The 24,984-nt window shown below is 65.2% G+C and carries 29 protein-coding genes; 21 read left to right on the top strand and 8 right to left on the bottom strand.

The features are described 5' to 3' along the window. The first annotated feature begins 444 nt into the window (after positions 1–444). Positions 445–771: a hypothetical protein gene (locus HZB49_RS20555; RefSeq protein WP_291614724.1), complete on the top strand. Its 327-nt coding sequence runs from the start codon at positions 445–447 to the stop codon at positions 769–771. 92 nt (positions 772–863) lie between these two features. Here the strand turns inward: HZB49_RS20555 and HZB49_RS20550 are convergent, their stop codons facing one another. Both HZB49_RS20550 and HZB49_RS20545 read right to left on the bottom strand, forming a co-directional pair. Further along, positions 864–1,418: a hypothetical protein gene (locus tag HZB49_RS20550; RefSeq protein ID WP_291614722.1), complete on the bottom strand. Its 555-nt coding sequence runs from the start codon at positions 1,416–1,418 to the stop codon at positions 864–866. Positions 1,419–1,527: 109 nt separating this feature from the next. Next, positions 1,528–1,920, bottom strand: coding sequence for a hypothetical protein (locus HZB49_RS20545; RefSeq protein WP_291614731.1), 393 nt, complete (start codon positions 1,918–1,920; stop codon positions 1,528–1,530). Between HZB49_RS20545 and HZB49_RS20540 the strand changes: the two genes are divergently transcribed. Together HZB49_RS20540 and HZB49_RS20535 are read left to right on the top strand one after the other, a co-directional pair. After that, positions 1,816–2,847: a YcaO-like family protein gene (locus HZB49_RS20540; RefSeq protein WP_291614729.1), complete on the top strand. Its 1,032-nt coding sequence runs from the start codon at positions 1,816–1,818 to the stop codon at positions 2,845–2,847. The genes HZB49_RS20545 and HZB49_RS20540 overlap by 105 nt on opposite strands. Positions 2,848–2,898: 51 nt before the next feature. Next, positions 2,899–5,001, top strand: a complete 2,103-nt coding sequence (locus tag HZB49_RS20535; protein ID WP_291614720.1) for a BTAD domain-containing putative transcriptional regulator — start codon at positions 2,899–2,901, stop codon at positions 4,999–5,001. 34 nt (positions 5,002–5,035) lie between these two features. Here the strand turns inward: HZB49_RS20535 and HZB49_RS20530 are convergent, their stop codons facing one another. Both HZB49_RS20530 and HZB49_RS20525 read right to left on the bottom strand, forming a co-directional pair. Further along, positions 5,036–5,446, bottom strand: coding sequence for a hypothetical protein (locus HZB49_RS20530; protein ID WP_291614718.1), 411 nt, complete (start codon positions 5,444–5,446; stop codon positions 5,036–5,038). A 43-nt stretch (positions 5,447–5,489) separates the two neighbouring features. Beyond that, the gene (locus HZB49_RS20525; RefSeq protein ID WP_291614717.1) at positions 5,490–7,211 is read right to left on the bottom strand and encodes a hypothetical protein; all 1,722 of its coding nucleotides are present in this window, start codon (positions 7,209–7,211) and stop codon (positions 5,490–5,492) included. Positions 7,212–7,479: 268 nt separating this feature from the next. On the opposite strand from HZB49_RS20525, the gene HZB49_RS20520 reads away from it, so the two are divergent. From HZB49_RS20520 to HZB49_RS20500, 5 genes are all read left to right on the top strand, one after another. Beyond that, positions 7,480–7,905, top strand: a complete 426-nt coding sequence (locus HZB49_RS20520; RefSeq protein ID WP_291614714.1) for a MarR family winged helix-turn-helix transcriptional regulator — start codon at positions 7,480–7,482, stop codon at positions 7,903–7,905. Further along, positions 7,902–8,672, top strand: coding sequence for an enoyl-CoA hydratase (locus HZB49_RS20515; protein ID WP_291614712.1), 771 nt, complete (start codon positions 7,902–7,904; stop codon positions 8,670–8,672). The genes HZB49_RS20520 and HZB49_RS20515 overlap by 4 nt, the downstream gene beginning before the upstream one ends. A 68-nt stretch (positions 8,673–8,740) precedes the next feature. Further along, a complete protein-coding gene (locus HZB49_RS20510; RefSeq protein WP_291614711.1) occupies positions 8,741–9,547 on the top strand; it encodes an MBL fold metallo-hydrolase in 807 nt (268 codons plus the stop codon). 75 nt (positions 9,548–9,622) lie between these two features. After that, entirely contained in the window at positions 9,623–11,491 is a 1,869-nt protein-coding gene (htpG, locus tag HZB49_RS20505) for a molecular chaperone HtpG (RefSeq protein WP_291614709.1), read from the top strand. A gap of 71 nt (positions 11,492–11,562) precedes the next feature. Then, the gene (locus HZB49_RS20500) at positions 11,563–12,717 is read left to right on the top strand and encodes a DUF3095 domain-containing protein (RefSeq protein ID WP_291614707.1); all 1,155 of its coding nucleotides are present in this window, start codon (positions 11,563–11,565) and stop codon (positions 12,715–12,717) included. A 19-nt stretch (positions 12,718–12,736) separates the two neighbouring features. Here HZB49_RS20500 and HZB49_RS20495 read toward each other — a convergent pair whose 3' ends face one another. From HZB49_RS20495 to HZB49_RS20480, 4 genes are all read right to left on the bottom strand, one after another. Continuing rightward, on the bottom strand, positions 12,737–13,324 hold the full coding sequence (locus HZB49_RS20495; RefSeq protein WP_291614705.1) for a hypothetical protein: 588 nt from the start codon (positions 13,322–13,324) through the stop codon (positions 12,737–12,739). Between the two features lie 62 nt (positions 13,325–13,386). After that, complete coding sequence (locus HZB49_RS20490) at positions 13,387–13,824, bottom strand: DUF2147 domain-containing protein (protein WP_291614703.1); 438 nt, start codon at positions 13,822–13,824, stop codon at positions 13,387–13,389. Between the two features lie 82 nt (positions 13,825–13,906). Continuing rightward, positions 13,907–15,280 (bottom strand): MATE family efflux transporter, encoded by a 1,374-nt coding sequence (locus HZB49_RS20485; protein ID WP_291614701.1) that lies wholly within the window; start codon positions 15,278–15,280, stop codon positions 13,907–13,909. Positions 15,281–15,444: 164 nt separating this feature from the next. Further along, entirely contained in the window at positions 15,445–15,972 is a 528-nt protein-coding gene (locus HZB49_RS20480) for a GNAT family N-acetyltransferase (protein WP_291614699.1), read from the bottom strand. 104 nt (positions 15,973–16,076) lie between these two features. Between HZB49_RS20480 and HZB49_RS20475 the strand changes: the two genes are divergently transcribed. The 13 genes from HZB49_RS20475 to HZB49_RS20415 all read left to right on the top strand — a co-directional run bounded on the left by HZB49_RS20475 (position 16,077) and on the right by HZB49_RS20415 (position 24,882). Next, positions 16,077–16,676, top strand: coding sequence for a superoxide dismutase (locus HZB49_RS20475; RefSeq protein WP_291614697.1), 600 nt, complete (start codon positions 16,077–16,079; stop codon positions 16,674–16,676). A 130-nt stretch (positions 16,677–16,806) separates the two neighbouring features. Continuing rightward, complete coding sequence (gene crcB, locus HZB49_RS20470) at positions 16,807–17,181, top strand: fluoride efflux transporter CrcB (RefSeq protein ID WP_291614695.1); 375 nt, start codon at positions 16,807–16,809, stop codon at positions 17,179–17,181. A gap of 117 nt (positions 17,182–17,298) precedes the next feature. Further along, a complete protein-coding gene (locus HZB49_RS20465) occupies positions 17,299–17,892 on the top strand; it encodes a permease (RefSeq protein ID WP_291614693.1) in 594 nt (197 codons plus the stop codon). Then, positions 17,889–18,389 carry a hypothetical protein gene (locus tag HZB49_RS20460; protein ID WP_291614691.1) on the top strand — a complete coding sequence of 167 codons (501 nt, stop codon included), beginning with the start codon at positions 17,889–17,891 and terminating at the stop codon, positions 18,387–18,389. The genes HZB49_RS20465 and HZB49_RS20460 overlap by 4 nt, the downstream gene beginning before the upstream one ends. 121 nt (positions 18,390–18,510) lie before the next feature. Next, positions 18,511–18,807, top strand: coding sequence for a nucleotidyltransferase domain-containing protein (locus HZB49_RS20455; protein ID WP_291614689.1), 297 nt, complete (start codon positions 18,511–18,513; stop codon positions 18,805–18,807). Between the two features lie 16 nt (positions 18,808–18,823). Next, positions 18,824–19,150, top strand: coding sequence for a HepT-like ribonuclease domain-containing protein (locus HZB49_RS20450; RefSeq protein ID WP_291614687.1), 327 nt, complete (start codon positions 18,824–18,826; stop codon positions 19,148–19,150). Between the two features lie 159 nt (positions 19,151–19,309). Beyond that, positions 19,310–19,498, top strand: coding sequence for a hypothetical protein (locus HZB49_RS20445; protein ID WP_291614685.1), 189 nt, complete (start codon positions 19,310–19,312; stop codon positions 19,496–19,498). Positions 19,499–19,500: 2 nt separating this feature from the next. After that, positions 19,501–20,259: an ABC transporter ATP-binding protein gene (locus HZB49_RS20440; protein WP_291614683.1), complete on the top strand. Its 759-nt coding sequence runs from the start codon at positions 19,501–19,503 to the stop codon at positions 20,257–20,259. Between the two features lies 1 nt (position 20,260). Next, positions 20,261–21,127, top strand: a complete 867-nt coding sequence (locus HZB49_RS20435; RefSeq protein WP_291614681.1) for a metal ABC transporter permease — start codon at positions 20,261–20,263, stop codon at positions 21,125–21,127. Positions 21,128–21,129: 2 nt separating this feature from the next. After that, positions 21,130–22,002, top strand: a complete 873-nt coding sequence (locus HZB49_RS20430; protein ID WP_291614678.1) for a metal ABC transporter substrate-binding protein — start codon at positions 21,130–21,132, stop codon at positions 22,000–22,002. 56 nt (positions 22,003–22,058) lie between these two features. After that, positions 22,059–23,117, top strand: coding sequence for a GTP-binding protein (locus HZB49_RS20425; RefSeq protein ID WP_291614676.1), 1,059 nt, complete (start codon positions 22,059–22,061; stop codon positions 23,115–23,117). Next, positions 23,117–24,133, top strand: a complete 1,017-nt coding sequence (locus HZB49_RS20420; RefSeq protein ID WP_291614674.1) for a WD40 repeat domain-containing protein — start codon at positions 23,117–23,119, stop codon at positions 24,131–24,133. Before HZB49_RS20425 ends, HZB49_RS20420 begins: the two co-directional genes overlap by 1 nt. A 32-nt stretch (positions 24,134–24,165) precedes the next feature. Further along, complete coding sequence (locus tag HZB49_RS20415; RefSeq protein ID WP_291614672.1) at positions 24,166–24,882, top strand: MgtC/SapB family protein; 717 nt, start codon at positions 24,166–24,168, stop codon at positions 24,880–24,882. Positions 24,883–24,984: the final 102 nt, after the last annotated feature.

The raw sequence follows: 24,984 nt of genomic DNA, 5'->3' as shown, positions 1-24,984 counted from the left end.
CGCAGCCCGTCTCGGCGGCTGGAATTGCTACTACAAGCCACCCGGGCCAAAAACCATGCGCGACGGCTGGACCCGTCTCGCCGCAACTCTCGAGGGCTATGCACTTGCCGCTCAATGCTAAAATCCGGGAATCCCCTAGCTCTCCCGAGAGAGGGACAAGGAGATCGCAAGACCCGGGCAGATCGTGCCGCGGGAACGGGAAGGTTTGCCCGGATGTGCCCTGTCCCGTGTCAAGACGTCGCAGAGCGATGAACCGGCCGCTATCGCGCCTGGCAAAACCCGCCCGATCGGGCCGGTTGCAAACGTCGAAGCCGGAACCGCTGGCTGCAGTTAACCCCTTGATGTCGATCGGTAACGCGGCAATCACGCTGGGATCACGATACCCCCACCACACTCCCCAAAACGAAGGGTGGCGCAGGACCATTTTCTTCATCTGGGGAACCCATGAGTGCCGAGTCGGTCATTTACTATCTGAAACGTCCGCCCGCGAACGATCCGGTCGACGAGGCGGAATGGCTTTTTTCCGCGCTAGGCCAGTTCACCGGCTCCGAATTGCGCGAGCTGCTCTATATCGCGCAGGAGCCCGAATTCTTCGAGACCATGCGGGCGGTGTTTGCGCTTCCGGAGCACAGCCGGTCGGTGTTGCAGGATTTTCTTGCGGATGCCGATCCGCGGCCGGTCAACGCGGTCATCGAGGCGGATGGAAGTTGCGTCCTCCGCCGCGGAGCGCCGAAGCTGCCGGAAAAGCCGCGGCTGAAGATCGTCGAATAGGGTTGTTTCGCTCTGGCGGCACAGGCCAATCACGGTCGCCCCTCCCGGGCGACCGCTGTCGTTTGAGCGCCTCAGGCGCTGACGCTCCAGATCTACGCGCTAACGCGGAGCGGCTCCCGCCGCTTCGATTCGCTGGCGGGAAAGAATTCGCCGATCCAGTTGTGCCTGATCGCTTCGATGTGCCAGGCCATCGCTTCGGCCGAGCCGGGCGCGGGATCCGGAATATCCTTGCGGATTTCCCTGCCATCCAGCCACCCGCAGCTGTGCGAATAGCGCGTCTCGCAGATCAGCCGGATGTCGTCGTGCTGCTGCAGCAACACATAGCCGTCGGCCGGAAAGAAGGTGCCGGCAAGCTCCATCTGCCGCGGCAATTGCCGCATCAGGAGGAATGTGGAGGTGTGCTGCCGTTCGGATTCCGACACCAGCACCGCGACCATGCTGTGAACGGGGCTGATCGCTTCCGGCGCAAACAGCCCGGGCGGCCCCAGCATCGGTCCGGCGGTCGCAATCGAGAGATATTCGCCCTCCGGGCCCCAGCGGCAGGCGATCAGCCATTCGTGGTCGCGGCTGCGCACCAGGGTTGGCTTGGCATAGTCCGACCGGGCAATATCGGCAACCATGGCTATGACAAAGGCTTTGGCGGGCATTGATTCCTCCGGCACGAGCGAGAACTACCCCGTGCCCGAGAATCCACTGTCCGACGTGAGAACACCGTGAACGGAGGCGATGAAAAACCTGTTTTCCAGTGCCGCTTCGTTACTGCTCGGTGAAGCGCCCGGGCCGAGCGTGATTCACGATGTTCATCGTCTGCTCGGGGAACTCGGCTATATCGGGCCGGTCGGCGCGGAAGTTGCTCACGCGGAACTTGCTCATGAGACGCAACATCGCGCGCGCCTGCTCCAGGCCGCGTCGCAATTTATTCGAATTTTCGAATTGTCTGCACCCGAGGCGCCGGCCCTGGTCGCATTCGGCGCCGAGGTCGATCCCGCGATCGCCGGCGAGCTGCATCGGGGCAGTCCCCCGGTCGGGGTCTCCGGCATCGGCGTGACGGTGCAGGAGGCGTTCCAGGGATGCGTCGGCGAAGGCATCGAATATCTCTCCCAGCTGCAGCGCGACGGCGACGTGCTGATCGCGGCCGACGGCATCCAACCGCTCGAGGCGCTCGACCGGCCCGCGCGCGAACTGGTGACGGCGTTGTTCCCGTCGCGCAACGGCGCCGGCCATTCATGGCATCGCGCCGTCCGTCTCTCCGATCGCCGCGAAATCCTGCTGCCCGCCGACCTCTGTTTGCGCCGGCCGCAGGCCGCCCGGGAATTCGCGCCGCCCTTTCCATTGAGCATCGGATCCGCCGCCGGCACGTCCTGGGAAGGCGCCGCTCTGCATGGCCTGCTCGAGTTGATCGAGCGCGATGCGGCGAGCCTGTGGTGGCGCGGCGGCAGGCGGGGCAGGGCGGTGCCATCGGATGTCGAGGCCGTCGCGCAAACCATGCTGCGCGAGCATCGCTCCGGCGCCGCGTCGGAGCGGCGCAGCTGGCTGCTCGACATCACGACCGACACCGGCATCCCCGCGGTGGCGGCGCTGTCCTGCCGGCCCGACGGGTTCGGCCTTGCCTTTGGGCTCGCCGCGCGGCGGACGTTGCAGTCAGCCGCGCGCTCGGCCGTGCTGGAAATGTGCCAGATCGAGCTCGCGCACGCGGTGGTCGAGGCCAAGCGCCGCGAGCGTGGCGAGGCCGCACTCAATGCGAAGGACTTGAGCCATCTGCAGCGCGCCACGTCCATCGATGCGTTCAGCTGCGCATTGCTGCATCCGGTCCGCGGAAGCGCGGAGCACGTCGCGCTTGATGCTGCGGCGGAAGCGCAAGCCGTGTTGCATCTGGTCGTGCGCCGGCTGGGAGAACTCGGGATCGAGACCTACGGCCTCGATTTGACACGGGCGCAGTTCGCCGTTCCCGTGGCGCGGATCATTGCGCCCGGCTTGCAGGCCGAGCCGTCTGATATCGTCACGTCACGGCTTTCCGCCATGATCGCGCAAACCGGCGGCGGGGAAACCCTGACCGGCGGCATCCCTTTGATCTAGTTGACTTTCATATGGCTTGACGCGGTTACGGCCCACGGCGACACTTTTCTCATGCGAGGCATTGCAACTGTCCAGACGGCGAGAGAGCCGGTCGCTGCGCCGCAAGGCGCGCGGCGGCTTTCGATATCGCTGGTCGGGCGCCTTGCGTTGCGCTTTGACGGCCGCCCGGTCGAACTGCGCACCCGCAAGGCAGCCGCGGTGCTCGGCTATCTCGCGCTCTCCGAGACCAAGGGCGAAAGCCGCGAGCGGCTGGTCGGACTGCTGTGGAGCCGGTCGGACGAGGAAAAGGCGCGCGCCTCGCTGCGCCAGGTGGTGCGCGAGCTGCGCCAGGTGCTCGAGGATGCCGGGTTTGGCGGCTTCAGTGCCGGGCGCCTCGCCATCGGCTTCGATCACGCGCAGGTCGAGGTCGACGTCGAGAGCATCCTGCAGCAGGCGGAAATCGCCCGGGTCCATCCGCTGCTGCTCGATATCCCGCGCCTCGATGAGCACTTGCTGGAGGGCATCGACGATCTCGATCCCTCGTTCCGTGTCTGGGTCCTTGCCAAGCGCCAGACCATCCATGAAAGGCTGATGCGGATCCTCGAAGCCGGGCTGGCGGCCGATGTCCCGGGCGAGCAGGCCAAGAAGATCGCAGCCGCCATCGTCAATCTCGATCCCACCCATGAGCAGGCCTGCTGCTGCCTGATGCGGGTGCATGCCGAAGAAGGAGACACGGCGGGCGCGCTTCGCATTTACAAGGCGCTGTGGGACCTCCTCGATCGGGACTACGGCATGGAGCCGTCGAAGGCGACGCAGGATCTGGTTGCGCAGATCAAGCTCGGCGACTTCGAGCCGACGGCCGACCGGCGCGCCCGCAACGCAAGGTCTGAGCCCGCCGCCGTCGTCCAGATCAACGATCCCGGCCACGATCGTCCGGGCCGCGCCTTGTCGTCGATGCCGGCGGCAAAACCCCGGCTCCTGCTCAGCCCGTTCGCGATGCATGGCGTCGACAGCAGCCGCGCCCACCTCGTGCAGGGATTCGGCCTGCACCTTGCGGCATCGCTGGTGCGTTTCCGCGAATGGAGCGTCATCGATCGCCCGGCCGTCGCCGTTGCGTTCCCGTTGCCGGATGCAGTGCCGCAATACTGCCTCGAGACGACCGCCTACCAGGCGGGCGCCGAGATCAACATGGTGATGGTGCTGCGGGACGAGACGACGGGCATCTTCGTCTGGAGCGAAAGCCTGCGGCTCGGCCTCGACAACTGGTTCGAGACCCAGCAGCGCATTATCCGCAGGATTGCGACGTCGCTGAACGTGCAGCTGTCGGCCGAACGGCTGCGGCGGCTGGCGGGCGAGCCCGACGTGTCGCTCGACGTCTACGACCGCTGGCTTCGCGGCCAGAGCCTGATGGCAAAGTTCGACCCGGAAAGCTGGCGCCGGGCGGTTGCCATCTTCCAGGATGCGATTCGCGACAATCCCACATTCTCGCCCTGCTACAGCAGCCTCGTGCAGATGAACAACATCGAGCACTTCGTGCATCCGGGCCTGTTTCTCGATTCCGGCAAGGCGAGGGAAACCCTCGAGCTCGCCAAGACCGCCGTCCAGCTCGACCCGGTCGATTCCAGGGCGCATCTGTGCTGCGGCTGGTCGCATGTTCTGGTGCAGCGGGAGGCCGACGCCGCGCCGCATATGGAGCTCGCCTGCGAGCTCAACGACAACGATCCCTGGACCTTGCTGTCGAGTGCCGCCTACTACGCCTTCTGCGGCTCAGTCGAGCGCGCGCGCCTGCGGGCCGATCAGGCGGCCGCGCTTTCGCCGGTGCCCTCCTATCTCGAATGGGGCTACCACAGCATCATCAGGTTTCTGTGCGGGGACTATACCGGCGCGATCGAGACCGGCGATCGGGCGCAGGGAGTCATCAAGACCCTGAGCGGATGGCGCGCCGCTGCGCTTTACCATCTCGGCTACGGGGAGTTGGCGCGGCAGGAGGCGCAACGTTTCCTGAACGGGACCCGTTCGTTCTGGGTCGGCGCCAGCGCGCCCACCGACGAGGAAATAGCGCGCTGGCTGCTGCAGGCGCATCCGATCGGCGTGACCGATCGATGGGAAGCCCTGCGCGACGGCTTGCGTGGCGCCGGGCTCCCCGTCGATGGCATCGTGCGGCCGTCCCGCTAGAGCTTTTTCAAGCGAACTGCAGGAGAGGCTCGTGTCAGGCGCAAATGCTGATCGTGTAGTCGCCGATGCGCTCGGCATGCACCCGGAGCCGCTCCTCTTCCGGAATCACCGGATCGAGGCCGTTGAACAGGCGCTTGTAGAACGGCGGAAGCGGATAGGTGGAGCCCGGCTTGTTGAGCAGCGATTCGGAGTCCTCGATCATCACCTTCGGCGGCAGGCGGACCAGGATGGTGTCCTGCTCGGAGGAAACGAATTCGATCTTGGTGAAGCGCTCCGGCACGGTGGCGAACACCTGCGCCCTGGCGAGTTGCTCCTTGAACTCTTCCATGGTCTGCGGCAGCGGATAGCTGTTCTCGTCGTCCATGTAGTTGACGCCGGTGGCCCAGGTCTTGACCAGCTTGCCCCAGCGCTCGTGGTTGGTGACTTGTAGCCTCTCGATCTGCATGACTGACACTCCTCCAGGTTGCGTGAAGCGGAACAATTTCCGTTCACAGAAAGGCAGGCACCGCCTGCCGCAGGCCGGCAATCTCGGCGGTGAATTCCGCCAGCCGGGCCATGCATTCGATGTCGGGCACTCCCTCGAAAACGTTGGCCGGGTAGTGCCTTGCGGAGAGCTCGGCCAGCGAACCGAATTCCTCTCCGGACCGGGCAGCCGCCAGCGCGCCAAAAATGACCTCGGCCACGACGATCGAGCCGAGCGGGCCGAGGTGAAAGCCTCTAGCCTCCGGCTGCTGCATGGCCTCGAACAGGACGAAGAACGGCAAGGGCGGATCGTTCGAAAGTGCTTCGATGTCCTCGGCCGTGAGGCCGCCATAGGCGGCGGAGGCCGACGACAGCCATTCGCGAAGCTGCCCGACGCGCCAGGCGCGGTCGCCAAGCAGGCGCGACAGCGCGATGAAGTCCGGCCGGCGCGCGGCAATCTCGGCAATCAGGGCATCCACCGACCACATCCCGGCAAGGGATGCGCCCAGCAGATCGCGATAGAGCAGGCCGACCCGCTCGGTGGCGTCGAAAGAGGGGAAGATGTGGTCGTTGCCGAGACCGTCGCTGAGATAGGGGCCGATGCGGCGGCTGAGGTTCGGCCGCGATCCGTCGATCTCGAAGAAGCGGGACCACTGCACCATCCACGTTTCGTCCAGCGGCATGTTGACCGGCTCGTTGATCGAGTTCTTCTCCAGCGTGTTGTTGAGGTCGTGCTCGGACAGATCGTTGATGCGATATTCCGGGCGCACCATGGCGTGCCCGAAGCGGAATGCGCCGTGCGAGAATTCGAAGGGAATCCGCCACTCGCCCGCAGCAGGCTGGTCCATGAAGCGCGGGTCCGATCCGGAATAGGCTGCATGGATCGCTGGATGCAGCACGCGCCGCATCGCGTCCTTGCGGATGACGTTGTGGTAGATCGACGTCAGCGCATCGCGTGCGCAGAGAAAGCGCCGGTAGGCGGCGCCGAAGCGCGCGCTGGCGTGGCTGACGGGCTCGCCACGGCGGACCAGGTCGACGAGGCCGTTATGCAGCAGCGCGAACATCGCGGTGAGCTGCGAGATGATGGCGTGGTCGTCGTTGCGGGCGTCGGCGACGAGCGCTTCCGTCAGCGCCGGACGCTGTCCCGCGATGCCGCGGTCAATCCCGGTGACGTTCTCGGCCTGGGCTCGCGCGATGTCGCGGAACGGGCAGCCGGCGGTGCGTGGCGTCTCCTTCCAGCGCATCCGCCCCAGCCGGAGCTTGGTGCGGCGATCGTCGCCCGGCGCATCCAGCGCATAGAGATGGGGAGAACTGACCGGGCCGCTGCCGTAGAGGCCCTCCAGCACGAGCGGCGCGCGGCGTGCGTTGCTCGTGCCCGCTCCCAGTCTGCCGGCGACCGAAAGCGGAATGGCGGAGCTCACCAGGTCGTGGGCGATGAATTGCAGCAGATAGGTGTAGCCCGACGGTATCGCCGGATTTTCCCAGCGATGCAGCGACGCGTCGCCATGCGCGGGCCAGGCAATCTCCGCGTCCATTCGCCGCGACAGGCGGTGCATCAGTCCGCGGATATTCGTCACATGCGCGGGGGATTCCAGCGGGTCGACGCCGTACGCGCGATAGCGCTGCGAAGCGCGCGGCGTGCCGAGGAAGTGACGAAAACCGGTCGCCTTATCGCCCTGCGCGGGGCATCGGGCTGGCTCGATCTCGTCAGCCCGCAGGGAGGTTGCATCGGCACCGCGTGTCGCCATCACAGTCTTCTCGCCCCTGATTGGAAAACGAGCCTGCTTGGCCTGCCGTGAAATTATCGTGATTTATTAGGGAGATTTTTACGTATTTTTGCTCGACGCAACCGTCGGATGCCTGCCGCTGCCGCACCTGCATTGTCGCTCTTTAATTGCAAACAGGGCGCGACGTCGATGTTTGATTGAGGAATCGTACCTCACGCAATCGTGCGTGACAAGTGCCGCCGATCGGTGTAAATACTTCGCATGCGAACTAAATGGAGGCGATGCTGAATTGGACCGCCGGCTGATCTTCCTGCTCACCGTGGCGCAGCGCCGCGTGCAACGCCTTGTCGCGACCCAGTCGCCAAAGGGTGTCACCGCGACGCAGGCCGGGCTGTTGTTCGTGCTGGGTCGGCGCGACGGCGTGCTGCTGGGCGAGGCGGGTGCTGCGCTCGATCTCGGCATGCCCGGCATCAGCGGCCTGGTGGAGCGGACAGTCGAGGCCGGCCTGATCGAGAAGCGCGCCGATCCCGACGACGGCCGCGCCTGGCGGCTCTGGCTGACGCCGCCGGGCCGGCGGGCGCTGGCGCGCGCGAAAGCCGGCGCCGCCGAGCTCAACGCGCGGCTGATGGAAGGCTTCACCGACGTCGAGATCGACATCGTCGCGCGCTGGCTCGCCAGCGTGCAGAAGAAATTTCCCAAAGGAGAGAACGAATGACCGAGCACATCAAGATCGAACGCAATGACGGCATCCTGACGCTCACCTTCGCGCGGCCGGACAAGAAGAACGCGCTGACCAACGCCATGTACGGCGTGCTCGCCGACTCGCTGGTTGCGGCGGAAACCGACCCGGCTGCGCGGGTGATCGTGATGCGTGGCGAGGGCGACATGTTCACGTCGGGCAACGACGTCGGTGAATTCGCGGCGATTGCCGCCGGCGCCCTCCAGGGAGAACGGCATGTCGCGCGCTTCGTGCGGGCGCTGGCGCAATCCACCCGGCCGCTGATTGCCGCCGTGCAGGGGCGCGCCGTCGGCATCGGCACCACCATGCTGCTGCATTGCGACCTGGTGGTGCTCGCGGATAATGCGCAGCTTTCGACACCGTTCGTCAACCTTGCGCTGGTGCCGGAAGCAGGCTCGACGCTGTTGATGCCGATGCGCATCGGCCATGCCCGCGCCTTCGAGATGTTCGCGCTCGGCGACACCATGGATGCGCAGGCGGCGCTCAATCTCGGCATTGCCAACCGCGTGGTGCCGCTTGACAGGCTGCATGCCGAAGCAGCCCAGATCGCCGCGCGGCTCGCCAAATTGCCGGCCGGCTCGCTCGCCGCCACCAAGCAACTGATGCGCAACCCGGCCGCACTCACGGCTCAGATCGATGCCGAGAGCGAGCGCTTTGCCGCCCGGCTGAATACCGCCGAGGCGCGCGAAGCCTTCATGGCCTTCGCCGAACGCCGTCAACCTGACTTCATGAAGGTCGCCTGAGTTCCCGATGCTCGCTGTTCGTTGCTCCGTGACGTGCTAGAAGTGGCTCGCTTGACGGGAGCCTCTCCGTGTCACCCTGGACCTGCGAACAATGCGGCGCGCAATTTCCGGACAGCGCTGCACCGCCGGCGGCCTGCCGGATCTGCGAAGACGACCGGCAATTCGTCAACTGGAACGGCCAGACCTGGTTGTCGCGCGAACAGCTGGGCGCAAGCCACAGGCTCATCCGGCGGGATGACCTCGGTCTGACCGGCTTCGCCGTCGAGCCGGGCTTTGCAATCGGCCAGCGCGCGCTGCTGATCCCTGAACCGGATGGCTGCGTGCTCTGGGATTGCGTGCCGCTGGTCACGCCGGAGGCTGTCGAGCACATCCGGTCGCTCGGCGGGCTGAAGGCGATCGCGGTGTCGCATCCGCATTTCTATGGCGCGGTCGCGGACTGGAGCGCGGCCTTCGGCGGCGTGCCCGTCTATCTGCACGGCGATGACCGGGAGTGGATCACGCGGCCTCATCGCTCGATCGTGGCATGGCCGGGGGAGAGCCGGCGCATCTCCGACGATATCCTACTTGTCCGCGCCGGCGGGCATTTTCCCGGCGGCACCGTCATGCACTGGCGGGCAGGGGCCGAAGGCCGCGGGGCGCTGCTGACCGGCGATATCGCCATGGCGACGATGGACCGTCGCTGGGTGAGCTTCATGTACAGCTTTCCGAATTACATCCCGCTCAACGCCGCCGCCGTCGCCGCGATCTGGCGGGCGGTCGAGCCGCTGGCTTTCGATCGCCTCTATGGCGCCTGGTGGGGCCGCAACATCGAGACCGGCGCCAGGGCGGCGTTCGAGGCGTCCGTCCGCCGCTATCTGGCCGCGATCGCGGGGTGACAAGGCGGCCTTGCCACTGCAGATAGCGGGGCTATATCAGGGCTTTCCCGACACCTTCATTTCGACCGAGCCCGCATGACCACCACCACTGCCGCCCCCGAATCCCAGCCGTTCCAGGCCGAAGTCGCAGAGCTCCTGCACCTGATGGTGCATTCGGTCTATTCGGAGACCGACATTTTCCTGCGCGAGCTGATCTCCAATGCGTCCGATGCCTGCGACAAGCTGCGCTACGAGGCGATCGCCACGCCCGGGCTGATCGCCGACGGTGCGCCGCCGGAAATCAGGATCGTTCCCGACAAGAAGGCGAACACGCTTGCCGTGGTCGACGGCGGGATCGGCATGGACCGCCAGGAACTGATCGACAATCTCGGCACCATTGCGCGCTCCGGCACCAAATCCTTTGTCGCCCGCCTGACCGAGGCCAAGGACGGCGCCAATCTGATCGGCCAGTTCGGCGTCGGTTTCTATGCCGCCTTCATGGTGGCGGAGCGCATCGTCGTCACCAGCCGCCGCGCGGGATCGGACCAGGTCTGGGTCTGGTCCTCCTCCGGCGGCAGCGGGTTCGAGATCGCGCCCGCGGATGACGAAGCCGAAAGGCGCATTGTCCGCGGCACCGAGATCGTGTTGCACCTGAAGAAGGATGCGGAAAAATATCTCGAAGCATACGAGATCGAGCGCATCGTCCGCGCCTGGTCCGACAACATCCAGTTCCCGATCTTCCTGGTGGGCGAGGAGGGCGAGCCGCGCCAGATCAATTCGGCAAGCGCGCTGTGGCAGCGGCCGAAATCGGAATTGTCGGCGGAGGACTACAAGCAGGCCTATCAATCGATCGCCGGCGCCTTCGACGAGCCGGCCATGACGCTGCACTACCGCGCCGAGGGCCGGCAATCCTACGCCGTGCTGCTGTTTGCGCCATCGACCAAGCCGTTCGACCTGTTCGACCAGGCGCGCAAGGGCAAGGTGAAACTCTATGTCCGCCGCGTCTTCATCGCCGACGATGCGGACCTGCTGCCGGCCTACCTGCGCTTCATCCGCGGCGTGATCGACAGCGAGGATCTGCCGCTGAACATCTCGCGGGAGATGCTGCAGAACAACCCGCAGCTCGCGCAAATTCGTAAAGCAGTGACCGGCCGCGTGATAGGCGAACTGGAAAGCCTCGGCGAAAAGGAGCCGGAGGGTTTCGCGAAGATCTGGGATGCGTTCGGCGCCGTCATCAAGGAAGGCATCTGGGAAGATTTCGAGCGGCGTGAAAAACTGCTGGCGCTGTCGCGCTTCACCACCACCTCCGGCGACAAGCGCTCGCTCAAGCAGTATGTCGAGGACATCAAGCCGAACCAGACCGACATCTATTATCTCGTCGGCGACAGCATCGAACGGCTGAAGTCCAACCCCAAGCTGGAGTCCGCGAAGGCCCGCGGCATCGAGGTGCTGCTGCTGACCGATCCCGTCGATGCGTTCTGGACCGCCGCGCCACTCGATTTCGGCGGCAAGCCGCTGAAGTCGCTGAGCCAGGGTGACGTCGATTTCGGCTTGGTCCCGTTCATGGAAGAAAAGGCGGAAGACAAGGGTGATGTGTCAGCGGCGGACGAAGCCATGACGATCGCCATCGTCAAGGAGGCGCTTGGCGAACGCGTCGCCGACGTCCGCGCCTCGCAGCGGCTGACCTCGAGCGCGTCGTGCCTCGTCGCCTCGGGCGAGGCGCGCGACCGCGCGCTGGAGCGGTTGCTCGCCCAGCACGACAAGGGCGTGGCGCACAAGCCCATCCTCGAGATCAACCTGAAGCACCCGCTGGTCGCGGCGATCGCGGCTGCAAAGGATGCAGCGAGGGATATTTCCTTCCTGTTGCTGGAGCAGGCCCAGATACTCGACGGCGAATTGCCGGAAGACCCGGCGGCGTTTGCGGCCCGGCTCAACCGGCTCGTGCTGGGCGGGTTGAAGGTCTAGCCGGCGCGAACCCGGATACAGCAGGGCCCGTATCTGCTACATCCAGCGGGCACGGGGCAATTCGGACGACGATGAACACCGCCGGCGGAACCGATCTCTTCTACGGCCGCATTCCGGTCTTTCGGGGCTTTTCCAGCCTCATGGACCCGAAGCTCTATTCGCCATTGCCCGATGACTGGACCATCGGCGTCGCCGACATCGTCGAATCGACTAGGGCGATCGCCGCCCAGCGCTACAAGGCGGTCAACATGGCCGGTGCTTCCGTGATCGCGGCCGTCACCAATGCGCTGGAGGGGCGCGAATTCCCCTTCGTGTTCGGCGGGGACGGCGCGAGCTTTGCGGTGGCGCCCGCCGATCTCGATCTCGCGCGCGAGGCGCTGGCGGCAACCGCCACCTGGGTGAAGGAAGACCTCGAACTTTCGATGCGGGTCGCGCTGGTGCCGGTTTCGGCCGTGCGCGCGCAGGGACTCGACGTCCGCGTCGCGCGCTTCGGCCCGTCGGCCAATCTGTCCTATGCGATGTTTTCCGGCGGCGGGCTCGGCTGGGCCGACGCCGCGATGAAGCGCGGCGAGTTCGCGGTCGAAGCCGCACCGCCAGGCACCCAGCCCGATCTTTCCGGCCTTTCCTGCCGTTTCGAGGAAATCCCCTCGGCGCGCGGCGTCATCCTGTCGGTGCTGGTGCTCCCGGCGAGGGGCGCCGACGCAGGCGCGTTCCGAAAGTCGATCGAGGACATCATTGCGCTCGTCGAGCGCAGCCCCGATGCAGGCCGCCCGGTCCCGGCGGGCGGTCCGCCGCTGCGCTGGCCGCCGCAGGGCGTGGAGTACGAAGCCCGCGCCGCGCGCGGCGGCTCGCTGGCCAAACGCCGCGCCGTCGTGCTCGCGGTCACCCTGTGGGCCTATGTCGTGATGCGCTTCGGCATCAAGGTCGGCAACTTCGTGCCGAGGAACTACGTGCAGCAGGTGGTGGAGAATTCCGACTTCCGGAAATATGACGACGGATTGAAGATGATCCTCGACTGCACGGAGGGGCTGGAGAACGAGCTGACGCAGCGCCTGGAGGCCGCCGCTTCGGCCGGCATCCTGCGCTACGGGCTGCACCGCCAGGACGCCGCCATGATGACCTGCTTCGTGCCTTCGGTGATGCGCAGCGACCATGTGCACTTCATCGACGGCGCCCGCGGCGGCTACGCTACCGCCGCGACCGCGCTGAAGGCGATGATGGCATAGCAGATCGTGGGCGGCGCTCTCATTTCCGGAACAGCGGCTTCGCATCGTCGGGAACGATAACCTGCAACGTCTGAAACACCACCGCGCCGGCTACCGACCCCACGATCGAAACAAACTTCAGCCGGGTCAGTATGGATGCGATTTGAGCCTCGCCATCGGAAATGGCGGCCGGCGTTCTGAAGGCATGTACCAGCGCAAGATCCTCCGCCGTGTCGAATATGGCATACAGCAGCGAGCTTATCGTCATCACGACGAGCAGATATCGCAAGGCGCCGGATGGTCCGAACTGCATCAGAACCCACATCCACAGGCTTGTCGAAAAAATCCCGAGCGAGATGGCAAAAGTGACATCATTCCAGAGCAGGCCGGGTCGGCTGTAACGGTCAAGCAACGTCCCATCTAGCCCCGCTGGCTTAGTGTGAAGGAGCCTGTCGGCGATAAGCTGGAGATATGGTCGGTCGTAACCCCGAATGATCCGCTCTTCCGGGGTGTTGAACTCGGGCCCGAGTGCCGCGCGGATTTCGTTGCGAAGCGACCGATTGTTGATGAAGGCAATGGTCGCAACGGCAAGGCTGATGAAACCGATCGCAAGCAGCAAATGGCGCATGGCTGTCCCACCCCGGCAAACAGCCTGAGATTGTGATGGGACAACGCCGGCAGGTCAACCGGTTAACGCCCGACGCGGGTCCAGGTCTCGCCGCCGCAGATGATGCCCACGCAGCCCTCGACGCGCAGCGCGTCGCCGCCTGCGAAGGTGACGTGGCTGACATAGGTGCCGCCGTCGTCGGCGTTGTAGATCTGCCCCGACCATTTGCCCGGCGCCGACGCGCGCATGCCGATGAACAGCGAAATCCCGATCACCGGCCGCTTCCGCAGCGCCGGATTGGGATTCTTGTCGTCGACCTGCGGATGGCCGGTGGCGCGATCGATCGGCTCCTTGAGCCAAACGATCACGCCGCAAATGCCGTTGCCGCACTTGGTGACCTTGATCCGGGCGTCGCGCTTCTCCGTCAGCCAGACGCCGAGAGGTTCGTCACGATGCGCCGCCGCGGGAGCCACGCCGAGCACGGTGGCAACGATCAAGAAAATGAAGCTGAATCTGGCCATGCAACTCTCGCCTGAAAACGGGGCCTCAATAGCAATAAATCCGGATTCTGCAATGCCGGAAGCGGTCACGCTTTCGCGCGTATTATTTGCTCCAGCGCGTCAGGCGGATGGCCAGCGCGGTGGAGAGACCGAACACGACCATCGCGGTGCCGACCAGGGCAAACAGCGTCCATGCCGGCGCGCCCGATGTGGCGAGCCACCAGCCGCCGACGGCGACGAGGACGAGGCGGATGGTCCCGGCCAGCACGGGGCCGCCGACCCTTGCAGCGCCTTGCGAGGAGAAATAGAGGCAGACGCCGGCGCCGAAGAAGCCGAAGCCGGGGCCGGCCCAGCGGAAATAGGAATAGGCGGCTTCCGCGACGCCGGGATCGTCGGTGAACAGCGAAACCCACAGGACGGGATTGATCGCGACGATCAGGCCGATCAGCCCGACCACGACGCCTGCCACAGTCGCGGCAGTCCACGCCACGCGGCGCGCGCGCGCAACGAGGCCTGCGCCCATCGCCATGCCGACCATCGGGATCGAGGCGGTGCCGAAGGCGAATGCGATCGGAACCAGCAGGAATTCAAGCCGCGAGCCCATGCCATAGCCGGCCAGCACCACGGTGCCGAAACCAGCGAGGATCTTGGTGAAGATCACAATGCTCAGCACGGTCTGCAGCGGCGACAGACACGACATGGCGCCGACCTTCAGGATGTCGAGGAACATGTCGCGCTGGAACGCGAAGCTCCTGAAATTGAGCTTCAGGCGGCTGCGGCCGCTGACGAGATACCAGGCGAGGAACAATGCGCCGAGCGTGAAAGCTGCGAGCTGCCCGGCGGCGACGCCGCGCATGCCGAATTTCGGCAGGCCGAACAGGCCGAGCCCGAGCCCGCCGCCCACCGCGACCTGGACGATCGCAACCCCGATCAGGACCAGCGACGGCACGCGCATGTCGCCGGTGCCGCGCACGACAGAGGCGAGCGTGTTGACCAGCCAGATCGACACCGCGCCCGAGAACAGCACCTGCGAATACTGCATCGCCTGTTCGAGCACCTCGCCGCTGCCGCCGAGCAGCGAATAGAAAGACCTTCCAAGCACGAGCATCGTCGCGGTGAAGAACAACCCGCCGCCGGTGCCGATGATCGCGGCATGCAGCGCCAGATTGGCGGCGCGCTCGCGGTTGCCGCTGCCGAGCGCGCGGCTCACCGCAGACGAGACGCCGCCGCCCATCGCGCCCGCCGACATCATCTGCGTCAGCATCACGAACGGAAACACCAACGCGATGCCGGCAAGCGGCTCGACCCCGAGCCGCCCGATATAGGAGGTCTCGGCCACCGCAACCAGCGCGGTGCCGAACATGGCGATCGCATTGGGCAATGCGAGCTTCAGCAAAGTCGGCAGGATGGGAGAAGTCAGCAGGCCGGAGACCGGGGTCGCCGGCGGGCGCGCGTCAGCGGAAGCTTCCATGGTCATGCGTCACCGCGCCCCTTGAGTGACAGGGACCGGACACAAAATCGCGAAATCAACCCCATGCAAAGTAGGATGGTACCCTCCCGGCCCGCGACGTTCGCCAATAGATTATGAGCGACATATTAAGGACCGAAGCCGGCTTCAAGCCACCCCCTGCCACGCAGGGGTCACCACGGCAGGCCGCATAGGTCGATGGTGCCCTGGCGCGGGGCACGGACGATGTCGAACACGAAGGGCGTCATTGCCTCGAAGCGGATTCGCCCCTCCGGCTGCTCGCACCAGACCTCGCCGGCAAAGCGCTGCCAGCCGCGCGCCTCATAGAAGGCATGATTGTGCGGCTCGCAGAACAGGATTGCGAACTTCACGGCTTCGTTGGCGCGCATGGTCTGCACCGCGGCGTCGAGCGCAATGCTGGCATAGCCGCGGCCGCGGCAGTCTGTGCGGGTCGATACGCCGCCGATGCCGCCGGCATGCACCCTGTGGCCGTTCCAGATCACGGTGCGGAAATAGATGCCGACATGGCAGGCAAGCCCGCCACCGGGCGCGTCGATCAGCACGCGCAGATCGGCATGCGCCCATTTGACATGACCCCACGACAGCTTCTCGACCACATGGGATGGCCAGACCGCTTCCAGCAGCGGCTCGGCCTGCGGCCAGGAGGCATTCCCGTTCAGGATGTCGACTTCAATGCTCATTCGATTGCCATACCGTCAAAATTGGGTGTGTTGAAGCGCGCCGGAACATTCTATAAGGGGTGCCCGTTACCCGAAGTACCCCACCATTTTGCGGACATCACCCCATGACCTTCACGCTGCCCAACCTGCCTTACGCCCATGACGCCCTTGGACCCTACATGTCCAAGGAGACGCTGGAATATCACCACGACAAGCATCATCAGGCCTATGTCACCAATGGCAACAACGCGATCAAGGGGACCGAATTCGAAGGCAAGTCCCTCGAGGAGATCGTGAAGGGATCGTTCGGCAAGAACCCGGCCGTGTTCAACAACGCCGGCCAGCACTACAACCACCTGCACTTCTGGAACTGGATGAAGCCCAATGGCGGCGGCACCAAGTTGCCCGGCCGGCTGGAAAAGAAGATCAACGAGGATCTCGGCGGCTTCGAGAAATTCAAGACCGACTTCATCGCCGCCGGCGTGGGCCAGTTCGGCTCGGGCTGGTGCTGGCTGTCGGTCAAGGGCGGCAAGCTGGAAATCTCCAAGACGGCGAATGGCGAGAGCCCGCTGGTGCATGGCGGCGCGACGCCGATCCTCGGCTGCGACGTCTGGGAGCACTCCTACTACATCGACTATCGCAACCGCCGCCCGGATTACCTGAAGGCGTTCGTCGAGAACCTCGTGAACTGGGATTATGTCGATCAGCTGTTCTCGAAGGCTTGATCTCGACTGAGCGCCGTCATTGCGAGCAAAGCGAAGCAATCCACCTCACCGCATCGGGGCAAATGGATTGCTTCGTCGCTGTCGCTCCTCGCAATGACGCGCTTGCATCGCTCCGTGGGGCCTAGGGCAGGTGAGCTACATCCTCGTATTCGTCGGCGGCGGACTGGGCGCGACGCTGCGCCATCTCGTCAACGTCTTCTGCGCGCGCTGCATGGGCACCGGCTTTCCCTGGGGCACCTTCATCATCAACATCACGGGCTCGACCGTGATGGGCCTGATCGCCGGCTACCTCGCCTTCAAGGGCGAGGCTTCGCAGGCCTGGCGGCTGTTCCTGATGACGGGGATACTCGGCGGCTACACCACCTTCTCGGCCTATTCGCTGGATGCGGCGCTGCTCTATGAGCGCGGCGAACTCTGGCTTGCCGCACTCTACGTGGCCGGCTCGGTGGTGCTGTCGATCGCCGGGCTGTTCGCCGGGCTGGCGCTGATCCGGCATCTGACCTGACCCGCTGCCGCATGGGCATCCCGGCGATGCGCATGGGTCGCGCCCTCGTTCCGTTTGCCTCACCGCGCCGCCGGGACTAAGCAGGACGGGACATTTTCACCTCCCGATCCGATTCACTTGGCAGACGCCCCCAAAGACCCGGCCGACGACTCAGCCGAGACCGAAGCGCCGCGCAAGAAGCGCAAGCCGATCGGCTGGTCGATGATCTTCATTGCCGTGCTGGTGGCGATCAGCGTCGTGCTGGTCTGGCGGCGCGACGGCGTGCACGGCGTGACGGAGATTCTCTACGGCGATCTGGCGCTGTTCGGCGAGATCCTGCCGCGCGTGCTCGCAGGCTGTCTGCTCGGCGCTTTCGTCGCGGAAATCCTGCCGCATGAAAAAGTCTCGCGCGCGCTCGGGCCGGAGTCCGGACTGAAGGGCCTTTTGATCGGCACGGCGTTCGGTGCGATCCTGCCCGGCGGCCCGTTCACCGCTTATCCGGTGGCGGCGGCCTTGCTGACGGTGGGTGCGGATTTCGGCGCGACGATCGCAATGGTGGTGAGCTGGACCCTGATCGGCTACGGCCGCGCGATTGCCTGGGAGTTGCCGATCCTCGGTACCGATTTCACCATCTGGCGCATTTTGCTCTCGGTGCCGATTCCGATTTTGGCCGGTGCGCTCGGCCGCATCGTCTATGACCGCCTCTATCCGAAGAAGGGCGAGGCGGAATGAGCGCGACGCTCTTCATCGACATCACGCTGTGGGGCTCGGTCGCCGTACTCGGCTTCATGGTCTGGCGGCGCGGTCGCGCGGTGGCGCTTTCTTCCGCGCGCGAGGGCGCGATGGACTTCATCAACATCGTGCCGCGGATTGCGCTCGGCGTGATCGGCTCGGGCTATATCGCCGCAGTGATCCCGCCGGAAGTCATCACGGGCTGGCTCGGGCCGGATAGTGGCTGGATGGGCGTGCTGGCGGCCACCATCGCCGGTGCAGTGACGCCAGGGGGACCGGTGGTCGGCTTCTCGATCGCCGCGGTGGCGCTGAAGGTCGGCGGCGGGACGCCGCAGGTGATCGCCTATGTGATCTCCTGGGCGCTGTTCGCCTTCCAGCGCCTCATCCTGTGGGAAATCCCGTTCATGCCGGCCAAGTTCGTCTGGTTCCGGGCGGCGGTGTCGCTGCCGTTCCCCTTCCTGGCGGCGGCGCTGTCAATGGCCATCGGCAAGCCCTGAGGTTCTGCTCGTAGGACATTAAGTCACTGAAAATACGGAAACTTTATTCCGGTTGGCACGGAGCAAAAGGGCGCGGTGTTTGGACTGCCGGGAAGTAACGGGTTCTGGTAGAATGCAGATCATGGAAAAGCAGGACATCCTTGCGAGGTTGCGCGAGCACGAAGCCGCCCTGAAGGCCCAGGGCGTGAGCCATGCCGCCCTGTTCGGCTCGCGCGCTCGCGGCGACGCTCGCCACGACAGCGACATAGATATCCTGGTCGAAATCGCGCCGGACGTTCGGATGGACGTTTTCAGATATGTCGGAATCGTTCACTGCATCGAAGATCTGTTTCCGCTGCGTGTGGATGTTTCAAACCGGATTGCGCTCAAACCCCATGTGAAGCCGATCGCCGAGCGCGAAGCCATTTATGCATTCTGAGTCCGTCAAGCTGGCCTTGTACGACATTCGCGAAAACGTGCTGCTTGCCAGAGAGTTTGTCGAAGGTCTTTCCTGCGAAGGGTTCAGCGAGTCGCGTTTGCATGTTTATGCCGTGACGCGCGCGCTGGAAATCATCTCGGAAGCGAGCCGCCGGTTGCCCGATGACCTGCGCGATAGACATCCTGAATTGCCTTGGCGTTCCATCCGGGATGTTGGAAACTTCTACCGGCATCAATACGACAACGTCGCCGCATCCTATGTCTGGGAAACCGTGACGGTGCATCTTCCGCCCCTGCTTGCGGCCGTTGTCGCAGAGATCGAGGGGTTGGAAGGCGACGCCTGATCCCGGGAAATCCCGTTCATGCCGGCCAAATTCGTCTGGTTCCGGGCGGCCTTGTCGCTGCCGTTCCGTTCCCCTTCCTGGCGGCGGCGTTGTCCATGGCCATCCCCTGAGGCCCGCCGTTAGGTGGACTTAAGTAATGTTATAATATAACATTTTCTGATGGCACACTCCCACGGCCACGACCACCACCATGGTCACGCCCATCAGCACAGCCACGATCCGGCGACGCCGCATCCGGCGCAGGCCGCGCCGTGGTCGATCCTGCGCATGACGGTGGCCGCGCGCCTTGCCGCCGCGGTTGCGGTCAGCGCCGGGCTGTGGGGCATCGTCTGGCTGGCGATGAGGTGAGGATGACAGCCCGGATCACCCTTCGCGACGTCACGCTCGGCTATGACCGGCATCCTGCCGTGCACCATCTCTCGGGCGAAGTCGCCTCCGGCGCGCTGCTGGCCGTGGTCGGCCCCAACGGCGCCGGCAAGTCGACGCTGTTTCGCGGGCTCGCCGGCATTCTGAAGCCGCTGTCGGGCACGATCGATCTCGGCGGGCTCGATATCAGGGACATCGCCTATCTGCCGCAGAGCGTCGACATCGACCGCAGCTTTCCGATCTCGGTGTTCGATTTCGTCGGCACCGGGCTGTGGCGGGCGACCGGCTTCTTCGGCGGCATGGGCAGCCGCGAGCGCGAGCGGATCGCGCAGGCGCTCGCGGCCGTCGGCCTCAACGGCTTCGAGAACCGCAACATCGGCACGCTTTCCGGCGGGCAGATGCAGCGCATGCTTTTCGCGCGCGTGCTGCTGCAGGATGCGCGGCTGATCGTGCTCGACGAGGCCTTCAACGCGATCGATGCCAAGACCTCGGCCGACCTGCTGGTGCTGGTGAAGCGCTGGCACGAGGAGGGCCGCACGGTGCTGGCGGCGCTGCACGACATGGACCTCGTGCACCGGAATTTTCCGGAAACGCTGCTGCTGGCGCGCGGGCTTGTTGCCTGGGGGCCGACCGCGCAGGTGCTGACATCCGACAATCTCGCCGAGGCCCGCCGCATGTGCGAGGCCTTCGACGACGGCGCTGCGGCCTGCGCCGTGGACGCAAGGCCCTCGCAAGCTGCCTGACATGACCGACGCGCTGATCACGCCCTTCATCGAATTCGAGTTCATGCGCCGCGCGCTCGCTGCCGTGATCGCGCTGTCGCTCGGCGCGGCGCCGATCGGCGTGTTCCTGATGCTGCGGCGGATGAGCCTCGTCGGCGACGCCATGGCGCACGCCATCCTGCCCGGCGCTGCCGTCGGCTTTCTCGTTTCGGGCCTCAGTCTGTTCGCGATGACGGCCGGCGGCCTGATCGCGGGCTTTGCGATCGCCATCCTTGCCGGCCTCGTCGCGCGCAACACGGAGCTGAAGGAGGACGCATCGCTGGCGACCTTCTACCTCGTGTCGCTGGCGCTCGGCGTCACCATCGTCTCGGTCAAGGGCACCAATATCGATCTGCTGCACGTGCTGTTCGGCAATATTCTGGCGATGGACAACCAGACCCTGTTCGTCATTGCCTTCAACGCCACCATCACGCTCCTGGTGCTCGCGGTGATCTACCGGCCGCTGGTGATCGAATGCGTCGATCCCGTTTTCCTGCGCACCGTCAGCCGCGCCGGTGCGCCTGCGCATCTCGCTTTCCTCGCGCTCGTCGTGGTCAACCTCGTCAACGGCTTTCATGCACTCGGTACGCTGCTCGGCGTCGGCTTGATGATCCTGCCCGCCGGCATCGCCCGCTTCTGGTCGCGCGATATCACAGGCATGATCTGCATTGCGGTGGCGAGCGCGATCGTGTCGGGCTATGCGGGACTGGTGCTGTCGTTCCAGATCGGGATTCCCTCGGGTCCGGCGATCATCCTGGTCGCCGCGGTGTTCTATATCGTCTCGCTCCTGTTCGGCAGTTGCGGCGGCCTGGTGCGGCAGGCCTTCCCCGGCCGCCATCTCGAAGCCTGACCATGCGCCGTTTTGCCCGGTTCCTGATTTGCATCGCGCTGCTCGCAGGCGCGCTACCCGCCCGAGCCGAGCCGCTCAAGGTCGTCGCGACCTTCTCGATCCTCGGCGATCTCGTACGCAATGTCGGCGGCGACAATGTCGATGTCACCACCCTTGTCGGCCCCGACAGCGACGCGCATGTCTATTCGCCGACGCCGGCGGACGCCAGGAAGATCGCCGATGCCAAATTGATCGTCGTCAACGGTCTCGGTTTCGAGGGCTGGCTGCCGCGGCTGGTGCAATCCTCCGGCAGCAAGGCGAAGATCGTCACTGCGAGCGGCGGCATCTCGCCGCTGCGGCTGGGTTCGGCTGCCGATCCGCATGCCTGGCAATCGGTCACCAATGCGAAGATCTACGTCGCCAATATCAGCGCCGCGCTCGCGGCTGCCGATCCTGCTGCCGCCGGTCAAATCGTGAAGAATACGCAGGCCTATCTTGCCAGGCTCGATGCGCTCGACCGCGAGGTCCGCGAGGCGGTCGAAAAGCTCCCGCCGGCGGGGCGCAAGGTGATCTCGACCCACAATGCCTTCGGCTATTTCGCATCCGCCTACGGCATCGAATTCGTCGCCCCGCTCGGGGTTTCCACGGAATCCGAGCCCAGCGCGCGGGACATCGCGAAAATCATCACCCAGGTCAAACAGGCGAAAATTCCGGCGGTATTTCTGGAAAATGTCACCGATCCCCGCCTGATGCAGCGGATCGCCGCCGAGACCGGGGCCAGGGTCGGCGGAACGCTCTATTCCGACGGTTTGACGGGCGAAAAGGGCGATGCCCCCACTTACATTGACATGGTCAGGCACAATATAAAGGTCCTGACGCGCGCGCTCGGCAACTAGTGCGGGGGCCACCCCGCAAGGCCTGAGCGCCCCAAATCCCGCTTTCCGGAGCTGTTATGGCAGAGGCTGCACCTTCCCCCAAAATTCCCGTGACCGTGCTGACGGGCTATCTCGGCGCCGGCAAGACCACGCTGCTGAACCGCATCCTGTCGGAGAATCACGGCAAGAAATACGCCGTCATCGTCAACGAATTCGGCGAGATCGGCATCGACAACGACCTCATCATCGGCGCCGACGAGGAAGTGTTCGAGATGAACAACGGCTGCGTCTGCTGCACCGTGCGCGGCGACCTCGTCCGCATCATGGAAGGCCTGATGAAGCGCAAGGGCAAGTTCGACGCCATCATCGTCGAGACCACGGGCCTTGCCGATCCCGCCCCGGTGGCGCAGACCTTCTTCGTCGACGAGGACGTGCAGAGGAATGCGCGGCTCGACGCCGTCGTCACCGTGGCGGACGCCAAATGGCTGAGCGACCGCCTGAAGGACGCGCCGGAAGCCAAGAACCAGATCGCCTTCGCCGACGTCATCGTGCTCAACAAGACCGATCTCGTTTCCCGGCCCGAGCTCGCCGAAGTCGAGGCCCGCATCCGCGGCATCAACCCCTATGCCAAGCTGCACCGCACCGAGCGCTGCCAGGTGGCGCTGGCGGACGTGCTGGAGCGCGGCGCGTTCGACCTGGACCGCATTCTCGAAATCGAGCCGGCGTTCCTCGAGGCCGACGATCATGACCATGACCACGATCACCACCATCACGGCCATGACCATCACCACCACGATCACGGCCACAGCCATGGCGGGTTGAAGCATTATCACGACGAGGAAATGCAATCGCTGTCGCTGCGCACGGACAAGCCGCTCGACCCGACGAAGTTCATGCCGTGGCTGCAGCAGCTCGTCGCCAGCGAGGGCCAGAAGATCCTGCGATCGAAGGGCATCCTGGCCTTCAGCGACGATGACGACCGCTATGTCTTCCAGGGCGTCCACATGATGCTGGAAGGCGATCACCAGCGGAAATGGAAGGACGGCGAGCGGCGCGAGAGCCGGGTCGTCTTCATCGGCCGCGAATTGCCGGAGCAGATGATCCGCGACGGCTTTGAGAGCTGCATCGTCACGTGATGAAAGAGTTCGACGCAGGCGAATCCGCCTCCATCGTTTCGGTGACCGACAAGGTGCGGCCGCTGCCGCTCGGCATGGCCGTGTCGTCGGTGCATTTTCTAGGCGACAGCGCCTGCTTCGTCGGTACCGAGGAGAAGATCGCGGTCGCAAACGCCGCAGGCGAAATCTCGCCCGTCGAGGTTCATTTCGGCGCCATCCTCTGCGCGGCATCGGATGGCGCGCGCATGGTCACCGGCGGCGACGACGGCAAGGTCGTTGCGTTGAATGCCAAGGGCGAGACCTCGGTACTGGCCACCGATGCCAAGCGGCGCTGGATCGACTGCGTCGCGCTGCATCCGGATGGCGCCTTTGCCTGGTCGGCCGGCAAGACGGCGTATGTGCGCAGCGGCAAGGCGGAGGAAAAATCCTTCGACGCACCTTCGACCGTCGGCGGGCTCGCCTTTGCACCGAAGGGCCTGCGGGTCGCGATCGCGCACTACAACGGCGTGACGCTGTGGTTTCCCAATATGGCGGCCAAGCCCGAATTCCTGGAATGGGCCGGCTCGCATCTCGGCGTCGTCTTCAGCCCCGACAACAAGTTTTTGGTCACCGCGATGCACGAGCCGGCGCTGCATGGCTGGCGGCTCGCCGACAACAGGCACATGCGCATGAGCGGCTATCCCGGTCGCGTCCGCTCGATGTCGTGGAGCGCGGGCGGCAAGGGGCTCGCGACCTCGGGCGCCGACACCGTCATCATCTGGCCCTTCACCAGCAAGGACGGCCCGATGGGCAAGGAGCCGGCGATGCTGGCGCCTTTGCAGGCGCGCGTCACCGCGGTCGCCTGCCATCCGAAGCAGGACATCATGGCCGCCGGCTACAGCGACGGCACCGTGCTGATGATCCGCCTCGATGACGGCGCGGAAATCCTCGTGCGTCGCAACAAGGGCGCTGCCGTCGCCGCCTTGGCCTGGAACGCCAGGGGAACGCTGCTTGCCTTCGCCGACGAAGAGGGTGACGGCGGGCTTCTCGAACTATAATAGGTCGCGTCGCGTATCCCGGGGGTGAGGCGATGAAGTTTCTCACGACCTTCCAGACCGCCGATTTCCTCGACACGCTGGTCAGCCTGGCCGTGGCCTTCGTGCTGGGCACGCTGATCGGCGCCGAGCGGCAATACCGCCAGCGCACCGCGGGCCTGCGCACCAACGTGCTGGTCGCGGTCGGTGCGGCGGCCTTCGTCGATCTCGCCATGCATCTTGCCGGCGCCGACGGCGGCGTGCGGGTGATCGCCTATGTCGTGTCCGGCATCGGCTTTCTCGGCGCCGGCGTCATCATGAAGCAGGGCATGGACGTGCGCGGGCTCAACACCGCGGCGACGCTGTGGGCTTCCGCCGCGGTCGGCTCCTGCGCCGGCGCCGACATGATCGCGCAGGCGGTGGCGCTGACGATCTTCGTGCTTGCCGGCAACACGCTGCTGCGGCCGCTGGTCAATGCCATCAACCGCATCCCGCTGGACGAGAAGACGTCCGAGGCCACCTACTATTTCAAGCTGGCGGTGACGCCGCATGCACTCCCCACGATGCGCGACCGCCTGGTCGAGCAGCTCGAGGCGGCTCACTATCCGGTCGGCGACGTCGAAGTGGTCGAGATCGGCGACGGCCAGCTCGAGATCGTCGCCACCTTGGTTCCCACTGCCGTCGATCCCAACGAGCTCAACGCCGTCGCGCTCGACCTGCAGAAGCAGAGCGGAGTGCGTCACGCGACGTGGGAGGTCAGCACCACCGACTAGCGGATATCGACCGCAACAGCCGCTGTTCGGGGGCCTGAATTGCGCCCCCGATTCTGAAATTTCTGAAATTTGCTTCAGATTGCCGGGAATCTGCGCACTGTT

The organism is Bradyrhizobium sp. (assembly GCF_016219575.1).
In the GTDB taxonomy this organism is placed as follows: domain Bacteria; phylum Pseudomonadota; class Alphaproteobacteria; order Rhizobiales; family Xanthobacteraceae; genus Bradyrhizobium.
The sequence above is the reverse complement of the archived record's forward strand: the minus strand, read 5'-3'. Positions and strand labels throughout refer to the sequence as shown.